Genomic DNA, 19,614 nt, shown 5'->3' on the forward strand with positions numbered 1-19,614 from the left:
TCGGACGCGATCCACCTCGGAGCGGGTGAGCCGACGGCGCCGCGACCACCCGGCCGACGCAGTCGTTCGACCCTGATGTCGGAGATATAAGTGTTCGGTGTCCCCTTCTCGCGTATGGAGGTTCCGTCCGACGGAGCGGCATGGCCCTCGGGACCGCGATCGGTATCTCCCTCGCTTCGTTCGTCTTCGCGAATCGGACGGGCGCCGGCCCGCTATCCCGGCTTTCGGCCTCGCTGCTGTTCGGAGCGCTCGCGTTCGCCTCAGTTGGACGCTCCGTCGGTACGTCTGAGCGCCGCGGGCTCGCGGCAAAAAAGGCGGGTCAACGAATCAGTCGTCTGCCGTCGCGGCTCCGCCGGGCGCTTGCTCCTTGGTCCAGGAGAGCTTCCCGCCGGCGGCGAGGATATCGCGCTCACGCTCGGAGGCGTCGAGGTGGGCGGTGACCTCCTCGTCGCCGTTGACGCGGACGGTGAACTCCTCCTGGCCGCTCTCGACTGCCTCGCGGACGTCGTCGACGATCTCGATCTCGTCGCCCTGCTCGATCGACTCGTAGCCGTCGTCGTCGATCGAGAGCGGGACGATCCCGAAGTTGAAGAGGTTCGCCTTGTGGATCCGGGCGAAGCTCTGGGCGAGCACCCCTTCGACGCCGAGATACATCGGACAGAGCGCGGCGTGCTCTCTCGAGGAGCCCTGACCGTAGTTCTCGCCGGCGACGAGGAAGCCGCCGTCGGCCTCTAAGGCGCGCTCGGCGAAGGTGTCATCGACCCGGGAGAGGGTGAACTCCGAGAGCTTGGGGACGTTCGACCGATACATCAGGATGTCCTGGGTCGCGGGGATGATGTGGTCGGTCGTGATGTTGTCCTCCATCTTGAGGAGCGCCTCGCCCGCGAGGTTCGACTCGAGGGGATCCTTCAGCGGGACGTCGCCGATGTTCGGGCCCTTGACGAGCTCGTCGTCGACGGCCTCGTCGGGACCGATGAGGTCGGCCTTCGAGCCGTCGTACTCCTCGGGGAGCTCGAAGCCGGGGTCTTCCAGATCGCCGAGCTCGTCGGCCAGATCGCGGGGGTCGACGAGTTCGCCGGCCAACGCCGTGGCGGCGGCGACCTCGGGACTACAGAGGAAGACCTCGTCGTCCTCGATGCCCGAGCGGCCCTCGAAGTTGCGGTTGAACGTTCGCACCGAGACCGAGTCCGAGGCGGGGACGTGGCCGATTCCGATACAGGCCCCACACGTCGCCTCCGAGAAGTTGACGCCGGCGGCCATCATCTCGGCGACCCAGCCCTCGCGGGCGAGCATCTCGCTTGCCTGTTTGGAGCCGGGCGCGACGATCATCTCGGTCTTGCGGTCGATCGTCCGGCCTTCCAGCATCTTCGCCGCGGGGAGGACATCCTCGTAGGCGCCGTTCGTACAGGAGCCGACGATGACCTGGGAGACGTCGGTGCCTGCGACCTCGCTGACGGGCACGACGTTGTCGGGCATCGAGGGCTGGGCGACCAGCGGCTCGAGCTCGGAGAGATCGAGAACCATCTCGTCGTCGTACTCCGCGTCGTCGTCGGGGGTGAGCTCGACGTACTCCTCGCCGCGGCCGACCTTCTCCAAGTACTCCTCGGTGCGCTCGTCGGTCGGGAACAGCGAGGAGGTCGCGCCGAGTTCCGTGCCCATGTTGGTGATCGTCATCCGCTCGGGCGCCGAGAGGGTCTCGACGCCGGGGCCCGTGTACTCGAGGATCTTGCCGACGCCGCCCTTGACCGAGAGCCGGCGGAGCATCTCGAGGATGACGTCCTTCGCGGTCGCCCACTCAGGGAGTTCGCCCTCGAGGCGAACCTCGACGACCTCGGGCATCTCGATGTAGTAGGGTGCCCCGCCCATCGCGACGGTGACGTCGATGCCGCCGGCGCCGATGGCGAGTTCGCCGAGGCCGCCGGGCGTCGGGGTGTGGCTGTCCGAACCGAGGAGCGTCTTCCCGGGCGCGGCGAAGTTCTCGCGGTGGACGTTGTGGCAGATACCGTTGCCGGGGCGAGAGAAGTGCGCGCCGTAGGTGCCCGCCGCGGAGCGAAGGAAGCGGTGGTCGTCAGTGTTCTTAAAGTCGAACTGATAGGTCTGGTGGTCGCAGTACTGGGCGGCGATCTCGGTCTGGACCTCGTCCAGCCCCATCGCCTCGAACTGCAGCCAGACCATGGTCCCCGTCGTGTCCTGTGTGAGGACCTGGTCGATCTCGATCCCGATCTCCTCGCCGGTCTCGAGTTCGCCCTCGACGAGATGGTCGTCGAGGATTTTCTCGGTGAGCGTCTGTCCCATAGCATCCGAAATTCGGCCGTCCGTCCTGATAAATCCAGCGTGTCTCTGTCGTGGACGTCCATGTAGAACCGGGAAAACGGTCGGAACCGCCGCAATCCTTGCCGTAGAACCGAACGGACGGAAGCCGTGACGACACCCTTTTGACCCCCGCGAGACCCACTCGCGGGCATGTACCGTTCCGGCGCGTTCGTCGCCGACCACGTCTCGCCGACCGAGGACGAACAGGTCCAGCCAAACGGCGTCGATCTCACGGTCGACGTCGTCTTCGAACAGCGAGAGCCCGGCCGGATCACCAGCGAGGAGAGCCAGGTCGGCGAACGGATCGCCCGGCCCCTGGAGGAACTCGATCGAAAGGCCCCCGACACCTACTACCTGCCCGAGGGGAGCTACATCGCCCGCTACGGCGAACGCATCGCGGTCCCGGAGGGCCACGTCGGCTTCGTCTACCCCCGGTCGTCGCTGATGCGAAACTCCTGTATGCTGAACACGGCGGTCTGGGACGCCGGCTACGAGGGCCGCGGCGAGGGCCTCCTCCAGGTCCACCACGACGTCGAACTCGAGCGCGGCGCCCGGATCGCCCAGTTCGTCCTCGCGAAAGCCGACCACGAGGAACTCTACGACGGGAGCTACCAGGGCGAGCACGTCGTCTGATAGAAATTCAAGCGCATACCTCCGTCTTCAGGCGGAGGTCAAGCGACACTCGGTCCGTTTGTCCCGGAATGGTTATGACTGTGGCCCCCGTTCACACGGATGCTACGGAGTCGGTGAGATGCCGTCCCCGAACCACAAGGGGTGGCGAACCGGCGGTGGTTCGCACGGCGATGACATGGACTCCGACGGGGCCTGTTTGGCCGGGCCACAGCCCTACGAGGGAGACAAACGAGAGTTCCTCCGGTGTGTCGCCGGTTCCCTCCGAGTGCGGGTTGGAACCGAAGGACTGCGACAGTCCGAATCCGATGGTCGGATTCCCGCGTCTTCAGGCGCGGGAGGAGGTCAATCGTTCCACCGCCCTGCCGTGATCGCCCGATGGTGTAGGAGGCGATCGAACCGAAACCGCCGCGACGGCGACGGAAACGCGAACCGGCAGTTCTGATAACTCCTCTTACAGCTTTCGAAAACTACTTGGTCGATTGCTGTAAGGTGCGAACCATGAACGTACGGGGGAGGGACGTCGCCGTCTCGCTGCTCGTGGTCGGCACCGCGGCCGCGGCCGGCTACGTCATCCAGCGAGGACAGGGTCGAGCCGAGCACGGACCCTCCAGCGCGGAGGTCGGTGCCCGGGTCGTCGATGCCGAGGACGTACCCGTCGGGGCGACGGTCGTCGACGCCTCGAGCCGGCGCCTCCGGGAGCTTCCAGGCGCGGGCCGGGCGATCGACCGGGCGATAGCCGACGACGCCCGCGAGGAGTGGGCTGGCGTCGAGATCGACCGCGAGGGCGCCTGGGGAGTGGTCGACGCCCTCCACCGGTCGCTGCCCTACTACGAGGGGAGCGGCGGGGAGTACAATGGCGTCTACGTCGCCCGCGAGGACCGGGTGGTCGTGGTGGACGCGATCGGCTGGGCCCGCGTCGAGGAGTCCTCGCCCGAGGCGTAGAACCGGAAACCACTACCACCTCGAACGCGCCAGCTTTTCCCATGCAACTGGGCGTGCTCGGACTCGGACGCATGGGACGGATCGTCGCCGACCGCTCGATGGCCGCGGGCCACGACGTCGTCGCCTTCGATGTCGCCGAGGAGGCCGTCGCCGACGCCGCCGACGCCGGCGCCGAACCCGCCGACTCGATTTCCGATCTGGCGGATCGTCTGGACGGGGACAAACGGATCTGGCTGATGGTTCCGGCGGGCGAGCCGGTCGACGCCGCCCTGGCGGAACTCGAGGCCCACCTCGGAAGCCGGGACGTCGTGATCGACGGAGGGAACTCCCGCTTTCAGGACTCGGTCCGGCGCGCCGAGAGCTGTCCCGCGGCCTACCTCGACTGTGGCACCTCCGGAGGCCCCGCGAGCGCCGAGGAGGGGTTCTCGCTGATGGTCGGCGGGCCCGAGTGGGCCTACGAGGCGATGGTGCCGGTGTTCGACGCCGTCGCGACCGGCCCCGCGGGCCACGACCGGATGGGGGCCGCGGGGTCGGGCCACTACGTGAAGATGGTCCACAACGGCGTCGAGTACGCGCTCATGCAGGCATACGGGGAGGGGTTCGAACTGCTCGCCGACGGCCGCTACGACCTCGATCTCGAAGCCGTCGCCCGCACCTGGAACAACGGCGCGGTGATACGGTCATGGCTCCTTGAGCTCTGCGAGGAGGCCTTTCGGGAAGAAGGCACGAACTTGGGAACCGTCGCCGACCGCGTCGAAGGAGGGTCGACGGGGACCTGGACCGTCCAGGAGGCTCTGGAACAGGAGGTCCCCCTCCCGCTGATCTACACCGCCCTCGCCGAACGGTTCGGCTCGCGGTCGGAGGGACGGTTCTCGCGCCGGCTCGCAAACCGACTTCGGTACGGGTTCGGGCGTCACGAGGTTGCTCGGAACGACTGAGGAACGAGTAAGAGTCACGGCCGTCGAGCGGGGAGCCCCGCGACCCGCGAGACGAGGTGGCTCGAGCCGACTGCACGTACGGGAGGAGACTCAGGACCGGTAGACGTCGCTCGGCCGGTCGTGCTCGAGCGTCGTCGCCGTCGCCCGCGCGACGTCGTCGCCGCAGATCCGGGCGACGAGATGGAGTGCCAGATCGATCCCCGCGGTGACGCCGCCGGCGGTGAGCAGGTCGCCGTCGTCGATGACCCGGGCGTCGACGACCTCGGCGCCGGTTTCGCGCAGGTCCGAGAGCGCGCTCGCGTGGGTCGTGGCCGGACGGCAGTCGAGCACCCCCGCCTCGGCGAGGACCATCGCGCCGGTACAGACCGACGCGATCATCCGATCCTCCCTTCCCGCCTCGAACCAGTCGGCAAGAGCCGCCGGCAGGCGGCCGTTCTCGACGACGGTCCGGACGCCACCCTCTCCCGACGTCCAGCCCCCGCCCGGGACGACGATCAGGTCCGCCCCGCCGGACAGTTCGCCGTCCGGCTCGATCCGGAGGCCGTGGGCGCAGGTCACCCGATCGGTGGGCTCGAGCGTCCGGAGAGAAACGTTGAGGTCGCCGCCGGAGTCCCCGGCGACCGAGAAGGTTTCGTAGGGGCCGATCGCGTCTAGTTCCTCGACGCCCTCGAAGACGGCAATCGCGACGGTCGAGACGTCCATATCCTCCCGTCGGGCGGGGACACGAAGTAGCTACGGCATCTACGGCTCGATCTCGACGGCAACCGTCGTCCGGAGATCGCCCGAGGAGCGGCCGACCTCGACGGTATAGGTTCCGGGATCGACCGTCCACCCCTCCTCGCCATCCCACCGCGAGAAGGCCCTGCCCTCGAGGCCCATTTCGACCGCCCGCTCCTCGCCGGCGCCGATCTCGACGGAGGCGAAGCCGGCGAGTTCCCGGACCGGCCGGTCGTCGTTCCGGGGCGGACGGACGTAAACTTGCACGACCTCCCGGCCAGGCCGGTCGGCGACGTTCTCGACGGGTACCCGGACCGCGACTCCCGGTCCCGCTCGGTCGCCCTCGACGAGTTCGGGCTCGCCGTAGGCGAACTCGGCGTAGGACTCGCCGTGGCCGAAGGGGTAGGTCGCCTCGGCGTCGGCCGCGTCGAAGTGGCGGTAGCCGACGAAGAGTCCCTCCTCGTAGTGAGCCTCGCCGTCGACGCCCGGATACCGGCGCTCGTCGCTCGTGGGATACTCCCCCTCGGGAGCGAACGTCACCGGGAGCCGCCCGCCCGGTTCCTCGTCGCCGTAGAGGACGGCGGTCAGCGCCGCGCCGTCGGCCTGGCCGGGGTACCACGCCGCGGCGATCGCGTCGACCTTCTCGCGCCAGGGCACCTCGACGGGGCCACCGGAGTTGACGACGACGACCGTCCGCCCCCCGGCGTCGGCGACGCGGGAGACGAGTTCGTCCTGGCGGCCGGGAAGCCGGAGGTCCTCGCGATCCCGGCCCTCGGTGGTCGTGTCCCCTACGACCACGACCGCGACCTCCGCTCGCTCGGCGGCCGCGACCGCATCGTCCATTTTCGGCTCCCGGCCGTCCGACTCCACCTCCTCCTCGCCGTCGCCGTCGAACAGGTCGAACAGGTCCGCGCCCTCGACCGGTGGGAGCCCCTCCTCGACGGTCACCGAGGGCTCCCGGTCGGAGAACGCGGTCGCCGGACTGCGCTCGCGGACGGGGGTCACCGCCGAGGAGCCCCCGCCGCCGAGGGTCGCGCCGTCGACGTTCGGACCGATCAACGCGACGTCCGCGTCGTCTGCAAGCGGGAGGACCCCGTCGTTTTCGAGCAGGACCGTCCCACGGACGGCGATCCGTTCGGCGAGCGCGCGGTGGTCGTCGGTGTCGATCGCGCCCTCGCGATCCGGGCGTTCGGTCGTCGGCCGCGGGTCCCCGAGCAACCCGATCTCCTCCATCGCGCGCAGGACGCGGGCGACCATGTCGTCGAGGCGCTCGAGGGGGACCTCGCCCTCCTCGATGGCCACCGCGAGATCAGCGCCGAAGACCCCGCCCTGGTCGGGGCCGGGCATCCCGCCAGGGTCGATGGCGTCGAGGTCGGGTTCGCCCTCGTACTCGCCGAACGCCTCCCGGACCGACGTTCCGGGCATCTCGAGGTCGAGGCCGCCGTTGGCCGCGCTCGCGGCGTCCCGAGTGGCGAACCAGTCCGAGACGGTGTATCCCTGAAAACCCCATTCCTCCTTGAGAACGTCCCGGATCAGATGGGCGTGATCATTGGCGTCGATCCCGTTGATCCGGTTGTAGGCGGTCATCACGGAGCCCGCGCCGGCGTCGACTGCCGCCCGGAACGCGGGGAGGTAGAGTTCCCGCAGGGTTCGCTCGTCGACCTCGCTGCTCACGGTCACCCGATCCGTCTCCTGGCTGTTCGCGACGTAGTGTTTCGGCGTCGCGATGGCGTCCTCGCCCTGGATCCCCCGCACGACCGCCCCCGCCTGGGCCGCCGAAAGCGTCGGCTCCTCCGAGAGGTACTCGAAGTTGCGCCCGCCCTGCGGGACTCGAATGAGATTGACGCCCGGCCCGAGGACCGCGTCCTGGCCGCGGGCCTTCGCCTCGCGGGCCATCGCCGCCCCCTGCTCGCGGGCGAGTTCGGGGTCGAACGTCGCGGCCAGCGAGATCGAGGCCGGGAACGCCGTCGCCGCCAGTGGGTCCTCGAAGCCGCCCGCCCGGATCCCCATCGGCCCGTCGACCAGCCGCAAGGGCGGGACGTCAAGCCGGGGAACTCCGGGGAGGTAACCCGTCGACGTTCCCTCGGGGTCGGGTGCGCCCCGTACGAGATCCAGTTTCTCCTCGCGGGTGAGGTCGTCGAGGAGGCTCTCGACCGTCTCGCTCGTCCGGCGTCCGTCCATACCCCCGTTGGGTCCACTGTCAGGATAAATCCCGATGGTCGTGTCGAGCGGGCGAAGGATACAAGCCCGCTGCGACCCGCACGTCGAACATGGACGAAGCCGGCGCGGGGCGGCTCATGGACCAGAAGACCCTCGCCGCGTGGGTCGAATCCGGGGAGGCCCCGGACTGGGTCGGCGCTCACTGGCGGACGTTCCGTGGGGCGCTGCTGGGCGAGCGAACCGAAAACCCGTTTCCCTGTTTCTTCGGCGCCGAATCGGTCCGGGACGGCGAACCGCTCTATACAGTCGTCCCCTCGACGACCGACAAGGACGCGCTGCTCGACCTCGGCCGCGTTCTCCTAGAGTACCTCGAGGTCTGGCCCGACCACAGCGACCGTGCGTCGCTGGTCGCCTTCTTTCGCCCGCCATCTCGGGAGCTCTCGGAGGCCGAGTACCACGAAACCCTCTGGCATATCCTCCAGTTCCTCCACGTCCACGATCCCGAGCCCTGGCCCGAGGCGATCCCCACCGACCCCGACGATCCCCGTTGGGAGTTCTCCTTTTCGGGCGAGCCGATGTTTCCGACCTGCCGGGCACCCTTTTACGACGAGCGCCGAAGTCGCTACTGTCCGGTCGGTCTCGAAATTACCTTCCAGCCTCGGGCGCTGTTCGAGGGCCTCGACGTCACCGCCGACACCGAGGCCGGCCAGCGCGCCCGGGACGTCATCCAGGATCGCCTCTCGGAGTACGACGGCGTCTGTCCCCACGCCGATCTGGGCGACTGGGGCGTCGAGGGCGACCGCGAGTGGGTCCAGTACATGTTCTCGGCCGACGACGACCAGTTCCCCGAGGAGTGCCCGATCACGACCACCCGCGAGCATCCCAAGTCCGACCGTCTCCGCCGGGAGAACTCGACCGGCGAGCCCGACGGCAACGCGACCGACCCGTCGAGGGCGCGATGACCGACCGACGGAGAGGTCGGAGCGGACACGAGGGCGACGACCGCCCGGGACCGGCGCTCGTTCTCGTCGACTTCCAGCGGGGGTTCGACGATCCCTCGTGGGGCGAGCGGAACAACCCCGACGCCGAGGCGGTCGCCCGGGACCTCCTCGAGAACTGGCGCGAGCGGAGACTCCCCGTGATTCACGTCCGCCACGACTCGACCGAACCGGACTCGCCGCTGCGGGGCGATAGTTCGGGATTCGCGTTCAAGCAGGGACTCTCCCCCCGCGAGGGCGAGACCGTCTTCGAGAAACGGGTCAACGGCGCGTTCGTCGGGACCGGCCTCGAGGACTGGCTCCGCGAGCGAGCGATCGGGGAGGTCGTCGTCTGTGGACTGACGACCGACCACTGCGTCTCGACGACCGCGCGGATGGCCGAGAACCGCGGGTTCGACGTCCGCGTGGTCCGGGATGCGACCGCGACCTTCGGCCGGGAGCTGGCGGGCGAGCGGTTCGACGCCGACCTCGTCCACCGAACGGCCCTCGCCCAGCTCGAAGGCGAGTTCGCGACTGTCGTCGCGGCGGCCGACCTCCTCCGATAGGGTCGGTCGTAGTCCGTTACCGGCGATCACCCGGACGTCGGTACAACCGACCCTCTGAGTGAAACACAATACAGTTAAACCACCTGCCCCAAACGCGAGCCATATGGAGATCAGCGCACTCGGGATCGCCACGACGGTCGCCGCCGCGGGGGGCGGCACCGAAGGGACGATGGAGTTCAGCGCGACCGCGTTTCTCATCGGCGTCGCGTTGGCCGTCGGGGCCGTCGTCCTCCACTACCTGAAGGGGACGCCCTGGACCCCGAGCGAGGACCTCTCCGGGGAGGTCTTAGAGCGTCGTGCGGAGACGGTCCCCGAGACCGACTTCCCCGAGCCGATGAACCGCTCGATCGGGGGCGGCGGCGCCGTCGCGGTCGGCGGAGGCGAGGCCGGCGGCGAACTCGCCGAGGGCGAGGAGGGCGAAGGGAGCGAGGGGGACGGAGCCACCGCCTCGGGTCCCGGCGACATCCCCGAGGACGAGATCGAGTACTACGAGGTCGAGTGGGTCAAGGAAGGCGAGACGATCGAGGTCGCGAACAACGAGCCTCTCCTCGACCAGGGCGAAGAGCAGGGCTGGGACCTCCCCTACGCCTGTAGAGAGGGGTCGTGTGTCTCCTGTGGCGCCCGGGTCGACGGCGACGCGAACGACCTCGTCGAACACGACAACCAGCAGATGCTCGACGAGAACGAGATGAGCGACGGCTACGTGCTCACCTGCGTCGCCTACCCCCGCGGCGAGTTCTCGATCGAGACCAACGAGACGCCGTAGGCCGGGTTCTCTCGCACCCCCGGATCGAATCACAACGTTGATCCCCTGACGTTTCGTTTCGAAAGCCAGTGAGCGACGACGCCGACGGGCCGGACCGCGACCGGTCTACGGCGGGTTCGCCGCCGGAAAGCGACGGCCCCGACGACGAGTCGATCACCGAGGGCAGTCTCGTCCGGCCGCTGTTTCGGCTGGCCTGGCCGATCGTCGTCATCCAGCTGCTGCAGGTCACCTACAACGTCGTCGACACGCTCTACCTCGGCCGGCTGTCGGCCGACGCAGTCGGCGCGGTCAGCCTCGCTTTCCCGCTGATCTTCCTGCTGATCGCCATCGCCGGCGGGTTCACCGCCGCGGGGGCGATCCTCGTCGCCCAGTACACCGGCGCTGAGGGCGATCGCTCGGCGGGACTGGTCGCCGGACAGACGTTCACCTTCGTCGGCCTCCTCTCGGTGGTCATCGGGGTCGGCGGCTACTTCTACACCCGCCCGGCCCTCGAGCTCCTCCCGAGCGACGCCGACACGGCCGCCGAGGTCATCCCGCTGGCGGCCGACTACATGGAGGTCTTCTTCGTGGGGATCCCGCTGATGTTCGGCTTCTTCGTCTTCTCGGCGCTCATGCGCGGCTACGGCGACACCCGGACGCCGATGGTCGTGATGGCCGTGAGCGTCCTCGCGAACGTCGTCCTCGACCCCTTCTTCATCTTCGGATTCTCCGGCAACCCCCTGTTCGTCTGGCTCGACGCCGCCCCGCTCGGTGTCGACTTCGCGGCCGTCGAGGCCTCGCTGTACGGCTCGGTCGGCTTCGCGGGGTGGGGGATCGAGGGCGCCGCGGCGGCGACGATCCTCGCCCGGGGGATCGCGACCGTGATCGGGCTCTGGCTGCTCTTTGCCACCACACGCGGGCCGAACGTGGAGCTCGGACACCTGGCGCCCGACCTCGAGTTCATCGCCGACATCGTTCGCCTCGGGGTGCCGACGATGGTCGAACAGACCACGAGCGCGATGGCGATGATCACGCTGACCGCGATGATCGTCACCTTCTCGCCGCCCGTCGTGGCGGCCTACGGCCTGGGCAACCGGCTGATCTCGCTCGTCTTTCTCCCCGCGATGGGATTGGGGCGGGCGATCGACACGATGGTCGGCCAGAACCTGGGCGCGGGCCGGAGCGATCGCGCCGCACGCGCGGTCCGGCTCGCGGCCGCGACGGGCGCCGGCGTCATGTTGCTGGTCGCCGTCGTGATGGCCGTCTTCACCGAACCGATCGTGAGCGTCTTCCTCGGGGACGTGCCCGACGCCCCGGAGACGATCGCCCACAGCGTCGAGTACGTCCGAACCCGGTCGGTCGAGTTCGCCTTCATCGGCGTCACCCAGGTGATCCTCGGCGGGTTCCGGGGCGCCGGCAACACCAAGATCGCGATGGTCATCTCGATGCTGACGCTGTGGGTCGGCCGGGTGGCCAGCGTCTTCGCGCTCGTCTTCGTGTTCGGGTGGGACGAGAGCGGGGTCTGGGTCGGGATGGCCGTCGGCAATATCCTGGGTGCGATCGTCGGCGTCGCCTGGTTCTCGCGGGGGACCTGGAAGGAAGCCTACATAGACCGCGAGGAGAAAGGTCCGGCGCCGGCAGCGAGCGCCGAGGACTAAGCCTTCGCCTGCCAGCCACGCACCCGGTCGGCGCTGACCCCCTCTACGTCGTCGGCGATCGCGTCGGGGTCCGCCGTCGAGAGGTCCTCGATGCTCTCGATGCCGGCCGCCGCCAGCTTCTCGACCGTTTTCTCGCCGACCCCCTCTATGGCCTCGAGTTCCGAGCCGTTCTCTCTGGCCTGGAACTCCCGGTAGTTACAGATCGGACAGCCCAGCTCCCAGGGTTCCTCGCCGTTGTGGACGAGCAGTTCGGGGAGGTCGTGTTCCTCACAGCGGTCGTCGGTGACCTCGATCTCCCCGCGCCGCGGGAGCGGAAGCGAGTACTCGCAGTCGGGGTAGCGGGTACAGCCGACGAGCCGGGAGCCGTTCTGGAGGGTCTTGACGGCGAGTTCTCCACCCTCTTGCGTTCCACAGTCGGGACACTCCCCCAGCACTGGTCCCTCGCCGGCCTCTTCTGCCTTACAGAGCGGACAGCCATGGACGAACGTCTGTCTGCCGGCGAGCATCTTCACCTCGTGGAGCCCGTGCTCGTCGCACTCTTCTTCGAGGATGAGCGGCTTCCCCGTCGAGGGCAGGGGCAGGGTGTTCTCGCAGTCGGGGTAGCCGTCACAGCCGACGAAGTACGAACCGTGGCGGCTCCGGCGAACCAGGAGGTCCTCGCCACACTCGGGGCAGGGTCCCAACCGCTTGTCCGCCTTCAGGGACTTCCGGAGGTGGTCGCCGATCTCCTCCCGGGAGTCCGCGAGGTTCTCGAATATCTCTTCTAACATCTCCCGGGACTCCTGGGTGACGTCCTCGAGCTCGGCCTCGCCGCTCGCGATGGCGTCCATGTCGGCCTCCAGTTGGGCGGTCATCTCCTCGCTGACGACCCGGTCGGCGAACTCCTCTGCGGCCTCGACGACAGCCATCGCCAGCTGTGTCGGCCGGGGCGGATCGCTCTCGATGTAGCCCCGGTCGTAGAGCTTCTGGATGATCTCGTGACGGGTCGCCTTCGTCCCGATCCCCATCCCCTCCATCGTCTCGATGAGCCGCGACTGGCCGTATCGGCGCGGGGGCTGGGTCTCCTTGCCCGTACACTCGACCTCGCCGACGGCCAGCTCCTCCCCGACCTCGACGTCGGGGACGTAGTTCTCGCTCGTCGAATAGTAGGGGTAGACGGCGTGGTAGCCCGCCTTGACCAGCCGTTTGCCGTTCGCCTTCAGCGACCGGCCGGCGGCCTCGCTCTCGACGCGGAGGTGCTCCCAGCGGGCGTCGTCGGCGACGGTCGCGAAAAAGCGCCGGACGACGAGTTCGAACACCTTCCACTCGTCGTCGTCGACGTCGCCTCGAGTCGGAATCTCGCCGGTCGGGTGGATCGGCGGGTGGTCGGTCGTCTCCTCGTCGCCCTCGGTGGGCTCGATCTCCTCGCTCTCGAGCAGCGAGTCGGCGTCCTCACCCAGCGTCGGGTGGCCCGAGAACTCCCCCAGCAGCTCCTCGGGATCGAGGTCGTCGGGGTAGACGGTGTTGTCGGTCCGGGGATAGGTGATGTAGCCTGCGGTATAGAGGTCCTCGGCGATGCTCATGGCTCGCTTTGCCGAGATGCCGATCGCGCTCGCCGCGCGGATGAACTGGGTCGTGTTGAACGGCGCTGGCGGTGCGTCGGTCCGGCTCCGGCGGTCGACATCGACGACCGTCGCCGTCGTCGCACCCTCCAGATCGGCGGTTGCGGCGTCGGCGGCCTCCTCCTCCCAGACTCGTTCCGCCTCGTTGCCCTCCTCGTCGAGATAGAAGTACTGGGACTCGAAGTCCTCGCCGCCCTCGGTCTTTTCCAGGTCGGCGACGATCTCCCAGTAGGACTCGGGATCGAACGCCTGGATCTCGCGTTCGCGATCGACCAGCAGCTTCAGTGCGGGCGACTGGACCCGCCCCACCGAGATGAAGTCGTTGCCGAGTTGGCCTGACGACAGCGAGAGAAAGCGCGTGAGTGCAGCGCCCCAGACGAGGTCGATCGTCTGGCGGGCCTCGCCGGCGGCCGCCAGATCGAAGTCGAGCTCCTCGGGTTCGGCGAAGGCGCTCCGGACCTCGTTTTCGGTGATCGAGGAGAAGCGCACGCGACGGATCGGCATCTCCCCGTCTACCTCCCGGATGATCTCGTAGGCCTCCTTCCCGATCAACTCGCCCTCGCGGTCGTAGTCGGTCGCGATCGTCGCCTCCTCGGCCTGGCGGGCGAGGATACGGAGGGTGGCGACGATGTTTTCCTTGGTCGCGGTCTTCTCGACGCTGGCGTCGATCAACTCGACGGGTTCGACGTCGCGCCAGTCCGAATACTCGGGCGGGAAGTCGACGCCGACGACGTGGCCCGAGAGACCCACACAGCGCGTGCCCCCCCACTCGTAGACGTTGACCCCGTTCTCCCGGCTCGAGTCGTAGCTCTCCCCGCTCAGGATGTCGGCGATCCGTCTCGCAGCGTTGTCCTTCTCGGTGACGATCAGCTCCACACCGGTTCACCTCCCGGTAGCCGGCTGTCGGTCATTGGCGAGCGATACGCCCGTATCCCGCATAACCCTTTCGCCGAAACGCCGACGAAACCGGGAGACTGCGCGGGTGTGCGCGCGTTCGCGGGCGCCGGAACCGGCCGGGATTCCCGCGTCGATCGCCATGACCCGACTGCGAGTTCGACCCGGCGATTCGACCGCCGGAGGGGAACGGGGGACCCAATCTGTTTTGGCGTCAGGTGTAATAGCCGTCGGTGCGTTTCGGGGGACATGGCATCGTGGACGAACGACGGTGACCGGATGGACGCGATCTACACCCTGCTCGGTGATCGCCGGCGTCGGTACCTGCTCTATCTCCTCTCGGGAACCGACTACGCCAGCGTCCCCGAACTCGCGGCCCGGATCGCCGCCTGGGAGCGCGAGGAGCCGACCGAGACTGTCCCCGAGTCGGCGCGCCGGTCGGTCCACGTCTCACTCGTCCACACCCACCTCCCCATGCTCGCCGACCACGCCGTCGTCGACTACGACCTCCGGAGCGGCGACGTCGTTCTCGGGGAGGACTTCGAGGAAGTGGAGTCCCTCCTCGAGCAGTTCCGGTCGACCGAGGAGATCCCCGAGCCCCGGCTCTCCTCGCCGTCGGTCGACCGCCCGTAGCGCGGTCGGCCGCGTTGGGCTCCCCGCGTCCGGCAGGCTCACGACTCGCGGGCGGTTCGGCCGAGTGACCGGACCCCGGAGAAATGGTTATACGTCCGGGGTTCGCAGCGATAGTCGTGTCGAACAGTGAGTGATATCGTGATTATCCCGACGGATGGAAGCGAGTACGCGGACAACGCCGCCGACGTCGGCTTCGATCTCGCCAGGAAGTCCGGCGCGACGGTCCACGCGCTCTCGGTCGGCGACACGAGCATGACACACCGCTCGTCGATCGGCGCCGGCCCCGGGAAGACCAGCGAGGAGGTAACCGAGATCGCCGCGGAGTGGGCAGAAGAACTCGCCGAGGCCGCCCGGTCGGCGGGCCTCGACGCCGAGGCCGTCGTCAAGACCGGCATCCCCGCCGAGGAGATCGCCGACTACGCGGCCGAGACCGACGCGAGCATGGTCGTGATGGGGACGGCGGGACGGAGCGGGTTCGAGCGCCGCATCGTCGGGAGCACTACCGACAAGGTCGTCAGTACGGCGCCGGTCCCGGTCGTGACGGTCCGGCCCGACGGGGCGGTCGACGCCGCCTGATCGACCGGCGGTTTCCCTTCGGCTGCCTTCCTCGAGTCCCGAGGGCACGGATCCGTCCTGGACCCCCGTGATCAGGCGTCGATCTCCGACTCGAGGAGGCGCGTCCCGGTGATCAGGAACCAGCCCTGGCCGTAGAGGTTGACCGCCTGGGGGGCCTCGGGACCGCCGGGCATCGCCGCGTTTCGCTGGACCGCGCCGTCGTCGGTGACGACGGTCTTGGCGGCACCGATCGCGCGCTCGGCGGTCTCGAGGTAGTCGTCGTCGAGCAGTCCGCGCTCGACGGCCTCGACGAACGCGAAGGCGTACTGGAGGGTGCCCGAGGTCTCCAGGTACATGCTCGGGTCGTCGATGAGGTGGTGCCAGAAGCCGCTGCGGTCCTGGTACTCCGCCATGCTTTCGAGGTGGTCCACGAGAAGTTCCTCCAGACGGTCGCGTTCGGGGTGGTCATCGGGGACGTATCGCAGGGTATCGAGGACGCCCGTCGCGAGCCAGCCGTTGCCCCGGAGCCAGAGCGAGCCGTCCGGGTAGCTGTTGGGCGTCTCGCGCCAGATGTGTCTGTAGAGATCGGTGTGGAGATCCCGAAGGCGGTCGTCGTGGACGAGGATCTGATCGACGGCCTCGTCGATCGCCTCCGGACGGTCGGCGAGTTGGCCGTAGCGGGCCATGAACGGACACATCATGTAGACCGCGTCGATCCAGAGCTCGATCTCCTCGGTGTGATGGGAGAGTCCTCCCTCCGTGGTCCGCAGGGCTTCCTCGTGGAAGGACTCGAACTGGCGGCGACAGGCGTCGAGATAGAACTCCGGTCCATCGTTCTCGTAGACCTCCAGGGCGAGGTAGGCCACGGCGCCCGCGTCGGGTACCGGACGGAAGATCCGGTGTTCGTCCCACTCGGGGACGACGTCGATCGATCCGTAGGCCATCTGGCCCGCACTCGACTGCGAGCGGACCGCCCGATCGACGTACCGTTCGGCGATCTCGGTGTGTTCGTCGTCGTCAGTCGCGAGCAGTCCCCGAAGGACCATCGGGCGCTCGCCCTGGATGAACTCCTCGAAGTCGAGTTCGAGGGTGTAGTCGGCGACCGTCGGTACCAGCTCCTCGAGCGACCGTTGTTCGACCATGCCCGAGCGTGTGAGCGACTGGCTCATAAGTGTGGACGTCTCCGGAATCCTCGCCGGGATGTGCGCTTCGCAGGCACCGAAGCCGTTTTGGATCCCCGTTTGAGATACAGCACAGCCATGGACGTTTACGGAATCATCGGAAACCCCGTCTCCCACTCGCTGTCGCCGCCGATGCACCAGGCCGCCTTCGACGAGCTGGGGATCAATGCCGCTTTCGTCACCTTCGAGGCCGACCCCGACCGGATCGAGGAGGCCTTCGGCGGCGCGGAGGCCCTGGGCGTCTCCGGGCTGACCGTCACCCTCCCGTTCAAGGGTGACGCCCTCGCGTTTTCCGAGCCCGATGACCGGGCCAAACGGGTCGGCGCGGTCAACACGATCGACTTCGGCGAGCGCGTCCGGGGCTACAACTACGACCTCTCGGGCGCGATGCGGGCGCTCGAACATCACGACGTCGACCTCGAGGGCGCGAGCGCCGTCGTCGTCGGCGCCGGAGGAGCCGCCCGCGCGCTCGCGTTCGGGTTCGAGGAGACCGGTGCCAAGGTGGCAGTCGCGAACCGGACCGCCTCGCGCGCCCACGACCTCGCCGAGGACGTTCCCGGCGCGACCGGCCACGGACTCGACTCCCTCCCCGACCTGATGGCCGAGGCTGACGTCGTCGCCAACGCCACCAGCGTCGGGCTGGAGTCCGAGGAGTCGGTCGCCCCCGCCGACGCCTGGCACGCCGACCTGGTGGCGTTCGACGCGGTGTACACGCCCCTCGAGACTCGGTTCCTCCGGGACGCGGCGGCCGCGGGCGCGGAGACGGTCGACGGCGCCTGGATGTTGCTGTTCCAGGGCGTCGAGGCCTTCGAGACCTGGACCGGTCGGGAGGCGCCGGTCGAAACGATGAACGAGGCGCTGCGCGCACACCTTTAACTACCGCCGACGCCCCGCTACCCCGGCATCGACGACTTCCCGCGCCGGTTCTCCCGGTCTCGGTCGGGCTCGACCTCCGGACACACCCCGTCCACAGCACAGCAGCCGTCTACCCGGCGGAGTACGGGGTGCCGAGCGGCCTCGGTCCCCCCAATCCGGAGTCCACAACATCCATATGAATGAGTGTTCATCTACTCAATCATGGGACAACGATCCGAACGCCTCGAGCGCCTCGTCGACGGTCGGGAATGCGAGTGCTGTGACGACGACCTCGAGACGCACGTCGAGACCCTCGAGGGGCTGGTCGCCGCCTTCCCCCCGGACGCCGCGACGGACCGGGCGGCGCTCAAGGCCCTGGGCAACGACACCCGCTACACGATCGTCCGCCTGCTCGCCGCCGCCGGGCGCGAGCTCTGTGTCTGTGAGATCACGCCCGTCCTCGACGTCAGCGACAGCGCGGTGAGCCACGCGCTCTCGGACCTGTACGACGCCGGCCTCATCGCGCGTCGCAAGGACGGCACCTGGCACTACTACGAGCCGACCGAGCGGGCCACCGCGCTCCTCGAGGCGCTCGACGGAACCAGGGGGGAGCGATGACGGACGAGCGCCTTCGCGTGGCCTTCGTCTGCGTCCGCAACGCCGGCCGGAGCCAGATGGCGACCGCGTTCGCCGAGCGGGAGCGCCGGGAGCGGGGGCTCGAGGAAGAGGTCGAACTCCTCACCGGCGGCACTCGTCCCGCAGAGCACGTCCACGACGTCGTCGTCGAGGCGATGGCCGAGGAGGGGATCGACCTCGAAGGGCGGACGCCACGGGAGATCACGACGGCCGAACTCGAGTCCTGTACCTACGTCGCCACGATGGGCTGTTCGACGCTCGAACTCGACGCCGCGGCCGTCGAGGTCAGGGATTGGGCGCTCGACGACCCCGGCGAGGAAGGCCTCGAGACCGTCCGGGAGATTCGAGCGGAGATCCGCGGGCGGGTCCACGATCTCTTCGACGAGATCGAAGCCGAGGTGGACGGGCCTGCCTGATCCAGAGCCGGACGAATCGGGAGGAGCGGAATGAGCGACGCCACACACGTCCACGGCCCGGACTGTGACTGTGCGAGCTGTGGCGACCCGCGGTCGATGGATTTCCTCGACAAGTACCTCACCCTCTGGATCTTCGGGGCGATGGCCGTCGGCGTCGGGCTCGGTTTCGCCGCCCCGTCGGTGACGGAACCGATCCAGGACCTTCACTTAGTCGAGATCGGGCTCGTGCTCATGATGTACCCGCCGCTGGCGAAGGCCGACTACTCCCGGCTCCCGACCGTGTTCCGCAACTGGCGCGTGTTGGGGCTGAGCCTCGTCCAGAACTGGTTCATCGGGCCGACCTTGATGTTCGCCCTCGCGGTGGTCTTCTTCGGCGGCGTCGTTCCCGGCCTCCCCGCCCGTCCCGACTACTTCCTCGGACTCGTGTTCATCGGAATGGCTCGGTGTATCGCGATGGTGCTGGTCTGGAACGAGCTGGCCGAGGGCTCGACCGAGTACGTCACCGGTCTCGTCGCGTTCAACAGCCTCTTCCAGATCCTGACCTACGGGGCCTACGTCTGGCTGTTCGGGCTCTTCCTCCCGCCGCTTCTGGGCATGGAGACCCTCGTCGCCGGCATCGAGACGTTTGACGTCACGCCGGCCCAGGTGTTCCGGGCGATCGTAATCTTCCTGGGCATTCCGTTCGTCGGCGGATACCTGACCCGCTACGCTGGGACACGGGCGAGAGGCGAGGCGTGGTACGACGAGGAGGTCGTCCCGAGGATCGATCCGCTGACGCTGGTCGCGCTCCTGTTTACCGTCGTCGTGATGTTCGCGACCCAGGGCGGGGCCATCGTCGCCGCGCCCGGCGACGTGCTCCTGATCGCCGTCCCGCTGACGATCTACTTCGTGGCGATGTTCCTCGTGAGCTTCGGGATGGGGAGAGGGATCGGCGCGGACTACTCGACGACGACCGCGATCGGCTTCACCGCCGCCTCGAACAACTTCGAGCTGGCGATCGCCGTCGCGGTCGCCGTCTTCGGCGTCGGCTCGGGCGTCGCCTTCGCGACGGTCGTCGGGCCCCTGATCGAGGTCCCCGTGTTGCTCGCGCTGGTCAACGTCGCGCTCTACTTCCGGCGTCGGCTGGACTGGGGCGAAACGGCCCCACAGAAGTCGATCCCCTCCACGTCGGCCGTCTCCGAGGACGACTGACGA

The 19,614-nt window shown here is 68.5% G+C and carries 18 protein-coding genes; 13 read left to right on the forward strand and 5 right to left on the reverse strand.

Going from position 1 to position 19,614, the window contains the following annotated elements; all coding sequences use genetic code 11:
* Positions 1–327: 327 nt before the first annotated feature.
* Positions 328–2,295, reverse strand: coding sequence for an aconitate hydratase (locus tag DVH23_RS12365; RefSeq protein WP_114577742.1), 1,968 nt, complete (start codon positions 2,293–2,295; stop codon positions 328–330).
* Between the two features lie 168 nt (positions 2,296–2,463).
* On the opposite strand from DVH23_RS12365, the gene DVH23_RS12370 reads away from it, so the two are divergent.
* The 3 genes from DVH23_RS12370 to DVH23_RS12380 all read left to right on the forward strand — a co-directional run bounded on the left by DVH23_RS12370 (position 2,464) and on the right by DVH23_RS12380 (position 4,826).
* The gene (locus tag DVH23_RS12370) at positions 2,464–2,946 is read left to right on the forward strand and encodes a deoxyuridine 5'-triphosphate nucleotidohydrolase (RefSeq protein ID WP_114577743.1); all 483 of its coding nucleotides are present in this window, start codon (positions 2,464–2,466) and stop codon (positions 2,944–2,946) included.
* Positions 2,947–3,444: 498 nt separating this feature from the next.
* Positions 3,445–3,888 (forward strand): hypothetical protein, encoded by a 444-nt coding sequence (locus tag DVH23_RS12375; protein WP_114577744.1) that lies wholly within the window; start codon positions 3,445–3,447, stop codon positions 3,886–3,888.
* A 41-nt stretch (positions 3,889–3,929) separates the two neighbouring features.
* Entirely contained in the window at positions 3,930–4,826 is an 897-nt protein-coding gene (locus DVH23_RS12380) for a decarboxylating 6-phosphogluconate dehydrogenase (RefSeq protein WP_114577745.1), read from the forward strand.
* 90 nt (positions 4,827–4,916) lie between these two features.
* On the opposite strand, the gene DVH23_RS12385 is transcribed toward DVH23_RS12380, so the two are convergent.
* Entirely contained in the window at positions 4,917–5,528 is a 612-nt protein-coding gene (locus tag DVH23_RS12385; protein ID WP_114577746.1) for a DJ-1/PfpI family protein, read from the reverse strand.
* A gap of 39 nt (positions 5,529–5,567) precedes the next feature.
* Positions 5,568–7,724, reverse strand: a complete 2,157-nt coding sequence (locus DVH23_RS12390; RefSeq protein WP_198667923.1) for a beta-glucosidase — start codon at positions 7,722–7,724, stop codon at positions 5,568–5,570.
* Positions 7,725–7,813: 89 nt separating this feature from the next.
* Between DVH23_RS12390 and DVH23_RS12395 the strand changes: the two genes are divergently transcribed.
* The 4 genes from DVH23_RS12395 (at position 7,814) to DVH23_RS12410 (ending at position 11,649) form a co-directional block, all read left to right on the forward strand.
* Complete coding sequence (locus DVH23_RS12395) at positions 7,814–8,665, forward strand: YqcI/YcgG family protein (RefSeq protein WP_114577747.1); 852 nt, start codon at positions 7,814–7,816, stop codon at positions 8,663–8,665.
* Complete coding sequence (locus DVH23_RS12400) at positions 8,662–9,246, forward strand: cysteine hydrolase family protein (RefSeq protein WP_114577748.1); 585 nt, start codon at positions 8,662–8,664, stop codon at positions 9,244–9,246. Before DVH23_RS12395 ends, DVH23_RS12400 begins: the two co-directional genes overlap by 4 nt.
* 169 nt (positions 9,247–9,415) lie before the next feature.
* Positions 9,416–10,012, forward strand: a complete 597-nt coding sequence (locus DVH23_RS12405; RefSeq protein WP_114577879.1) for a 2Fe-2S iron-sulfur cluster-binding protein — start codon at positions 9,416–9,418, stop codon at positions 10,010–10,012.
* 68 nt (positions 10,013–10,080) lie between these two features.
* The gene (locus tag DVH23_RS12410; RefSeq protein ID WP_114577749.1) at positions 10,081–11,649 is read left to right on the forward strand and encodes an MATE family efflux transporter; all 1,569 of its coding nucleotides are present in this window, start codon (positions 10,081–10,083) and stop codon (positions 11,647–11,649) included.
* On the opposite strand, the gene DVH23_RS12415 is transcribed toward DVH23_RS12410, so the two are convergent.
* Positions 11,646–14,126, reverse strand: a complete 2,481-nt coding sequence (locus DVH23_RS12415; RefSeq protein ID WP_114577750.1) for a DNA topoisomerase I — start codon at positions 14,124–14,126, stop codon at positions 11,646–11,648. The two genes, DVH23_RS12410 and DVH23_RS12415, sit on opposite strands and share 4 nt — an antisense overlap.
* A gap of 267 nt (positions 14,127–14,393) precedes the next feature.
* Here DVH23_RS12415 and DVH23_RS12420 point away from each other — a divergent pair, with 267 nt between their 5' ends.
* Both DVH23_RS12420 and DVH23_RS12425 read left to right on the forward strand, forming a co-directional pair.
* Positions 14,394–14,777, forward strand: coding sequence for a hypothetical protein (locus tag DVH23_RS12420; protein ID WP_232833755.1), 384 nt, complete (start codon positions 14,394–14,396; stop codon positions 14,775–14,777).
* 126 nt (positions 14,778–14,903) lie between these two features.
* On the forward strand, positions 14,904–15,353 hold the full coding sequence (locus DVH23_RS12425; protein WP_232833756.1) for a universal stress protein: 450 nt from the start codon (positions 14,904–14,906) through the stop codon (positions 15,351–15,353).
* A 71-nt stretch (positions 15,354–15,424) separates the two neighbouring features.
* On the opposite strand, the gene DVH23_RS12430 is transcribed toward DVH23_RS12425, so the two are convergent.
* On the reverse strand, positions 15,425–16,474 hold the full coding sequence (locus DVH23_RS12430) for a glycoside hydrolase family 88 protein (RefSeq protein ID WP_114577751.1): 1,050 nt from the start codon (positions 16,472–16,474) through the stop codon (positions 15,425–15,427).
* 117 nt (positions 16,475–16,591) lie between these two features.
* On the opposite strand from DVH23_RS12430, the gene aroE reads away from it, so the two are divergent.
* The 4 genes from aroE (at position 16,592) to arsB (ending at position 19,611) form a co-directional block, all read left to right on the forward strand.
* Entirely contained in the window at positions 16,592–17,389 is a 798-nt protein-coding gene (gene aroE / locus DVH23_RS12435; protein ID WP_114577752.1) for a shikimate dehydrogenase, read from the forward strand.
* A 201-nt stretch (positions 17,390–17,590) separates the two neighbouring features.
* Positions 17,591–17,986, forward strand: coding sequence for a metalloregulator ArsR/SmtB family transcription factor (locus DVH23_RS12440; RefSeq protein ID WP_114577753.1), 396 nt, complete (start codon positions 17,591–17,593; stop codon positions 17,984–17,986).
* Positions 17,983–18,420, forward strand: coding sequence for a low molecular weight phosphatase family protein (locus DVH23_RS12445; RefSeq protein WP_114577754.1), 438 nt, complete (start codon positions 17,983–17,985; stop codon positions 18,418–18,420). Before DVH23_RS12440 ends, DVH23_RS12445 begins: the two co-directional genes overlap by 4 nt.
* A 30-nt stretch (positions 18,421–18,450) precedes the next feature.
* Positions 18,451–19,611, forward strand: coding sequence for an ACR3 family arsenite efflux transporter (arsB, locus tag DVH23_RS12450; RefSeq protein WP_114577755.1), 1,161 nt, complete (start codon positions 18,451–18,453; stop codon positions 19,609–19,611).
* Positions 19,612–19,614: the final 3 nt, after the last annotated feature.

It is taken from the genome of Saliphagus sp. LR7, from assembly GCF_003344565.1.
Lineage (GTDB): Archaea > Halobacteriota > Halobacteria > Halobacteriales > Natrialbaceae > Saliphagus > Saliphagus infecundisoli.

Bases quoted from the DNA above. Each gene is read 5' to 3' on its own strand.
- DVH23_RS12385 (WP_114577746.1), bottom strand. From the start codon at position 5,528: ATGGACGTCTCGACCGTCGCGATTGCCGTCTTCGAGGGCGTCGAGGAA.
- DVH23_RS12440 (WP_114577753.1), top strand. From the start codon at position 17,591: ATGGGACAACGATCCGAACGCCTCGAGCGCCTCGTCGACGGTCGGGAA.
- DVH23_RS12445 (WP_114577754.1), top strand. From the start codon at position 17,983: ATGACGGACGAGCGCCTTCGCGTGGCCTTCGTCTGCGTCCGCAACGCC.
- DVH23_RS12375 (WP_114577744.1), top strand. From the start codon at position 3,445: ATGAACGTACGGGGGAGGGACGTCGCCGTCTCGCTGCTCGTGGTCGGC.
- DVH23_RS12400 (WP_114577748.1), top strand. From the start codon at position 8,662: ATGACCGACCGACGGAGAGGTCGGAGCGGACACGAGGGCGACGACCGC.
- aroE (WP_114577752.1), top strand. From the start codon at position 16,592: ATGGACGTTTACGGAATCATCGGAAACCCCGTCTCCCACTCGCTGTCG.
- DVH23_RS12370 (WP_114577743.1), top strand. From the start codon at position 2,464: ATGTACCGTTCCGGCGCGTTCGTCGCCGACCACGTCTCGCCGACCGAG.
- DVH23_RS12365 (WP_114577742.1), bottom strand. From the start codon at position 2,295: ATGGGACAGACGCTCACCGAGAAAATCCTCGACGACCATCTCGTCGAG.
- DVH23_RS12420 (WP_232833755.1), top strand. From the start codon at position 14,394: ATGGCATCGTGGACGAACGACGGTGACCGGATGGACGCGATCTACACC.
- DVH23_RS12405 (WP_114577879.1), top strand. From the start codon at position 9,416: ATGGAGTTCAGCGCGACCGCGTTTCTCATCGGCGTCGCGTTGGCCGTC.
- DVH23_RS12395 (WP_114577747.1), top strand. From the start codon at position 7,814: ATGGACGAAGCCGGCGCGGGGCGGCTCATGGACCAGAAGACCCTCGCC.
- arsB (WP_114577755.1), top strand. From the start codon at position 18,451: ATGAGCGACGCCACACACGTCCACGGCCCGGACTGTGACTGTGCGAGC.
- DVH23_RS12380 (WP_114577745.1), top strand. From the start codon at position 3,930: ATGCAACTGGGCGTGCTCGGACTCGGACGCATGGGACGGATCGTCGCC.
- DVH23_RS12430 (WP_114577751.1), bottom strand. From the start codon at position 16,474: ATGGTCGAACAACGGTCGCTCGAGGAGCTGGTACCGACGGTCGCCGAC.
- DVH23_RS12390 (WP_198667923.1), bottom strand. From the start codon at position 7,724: ATGGACGGACGCCGGACGAGCGAGACGGTCGAGAGCCTCCTCGACGAC.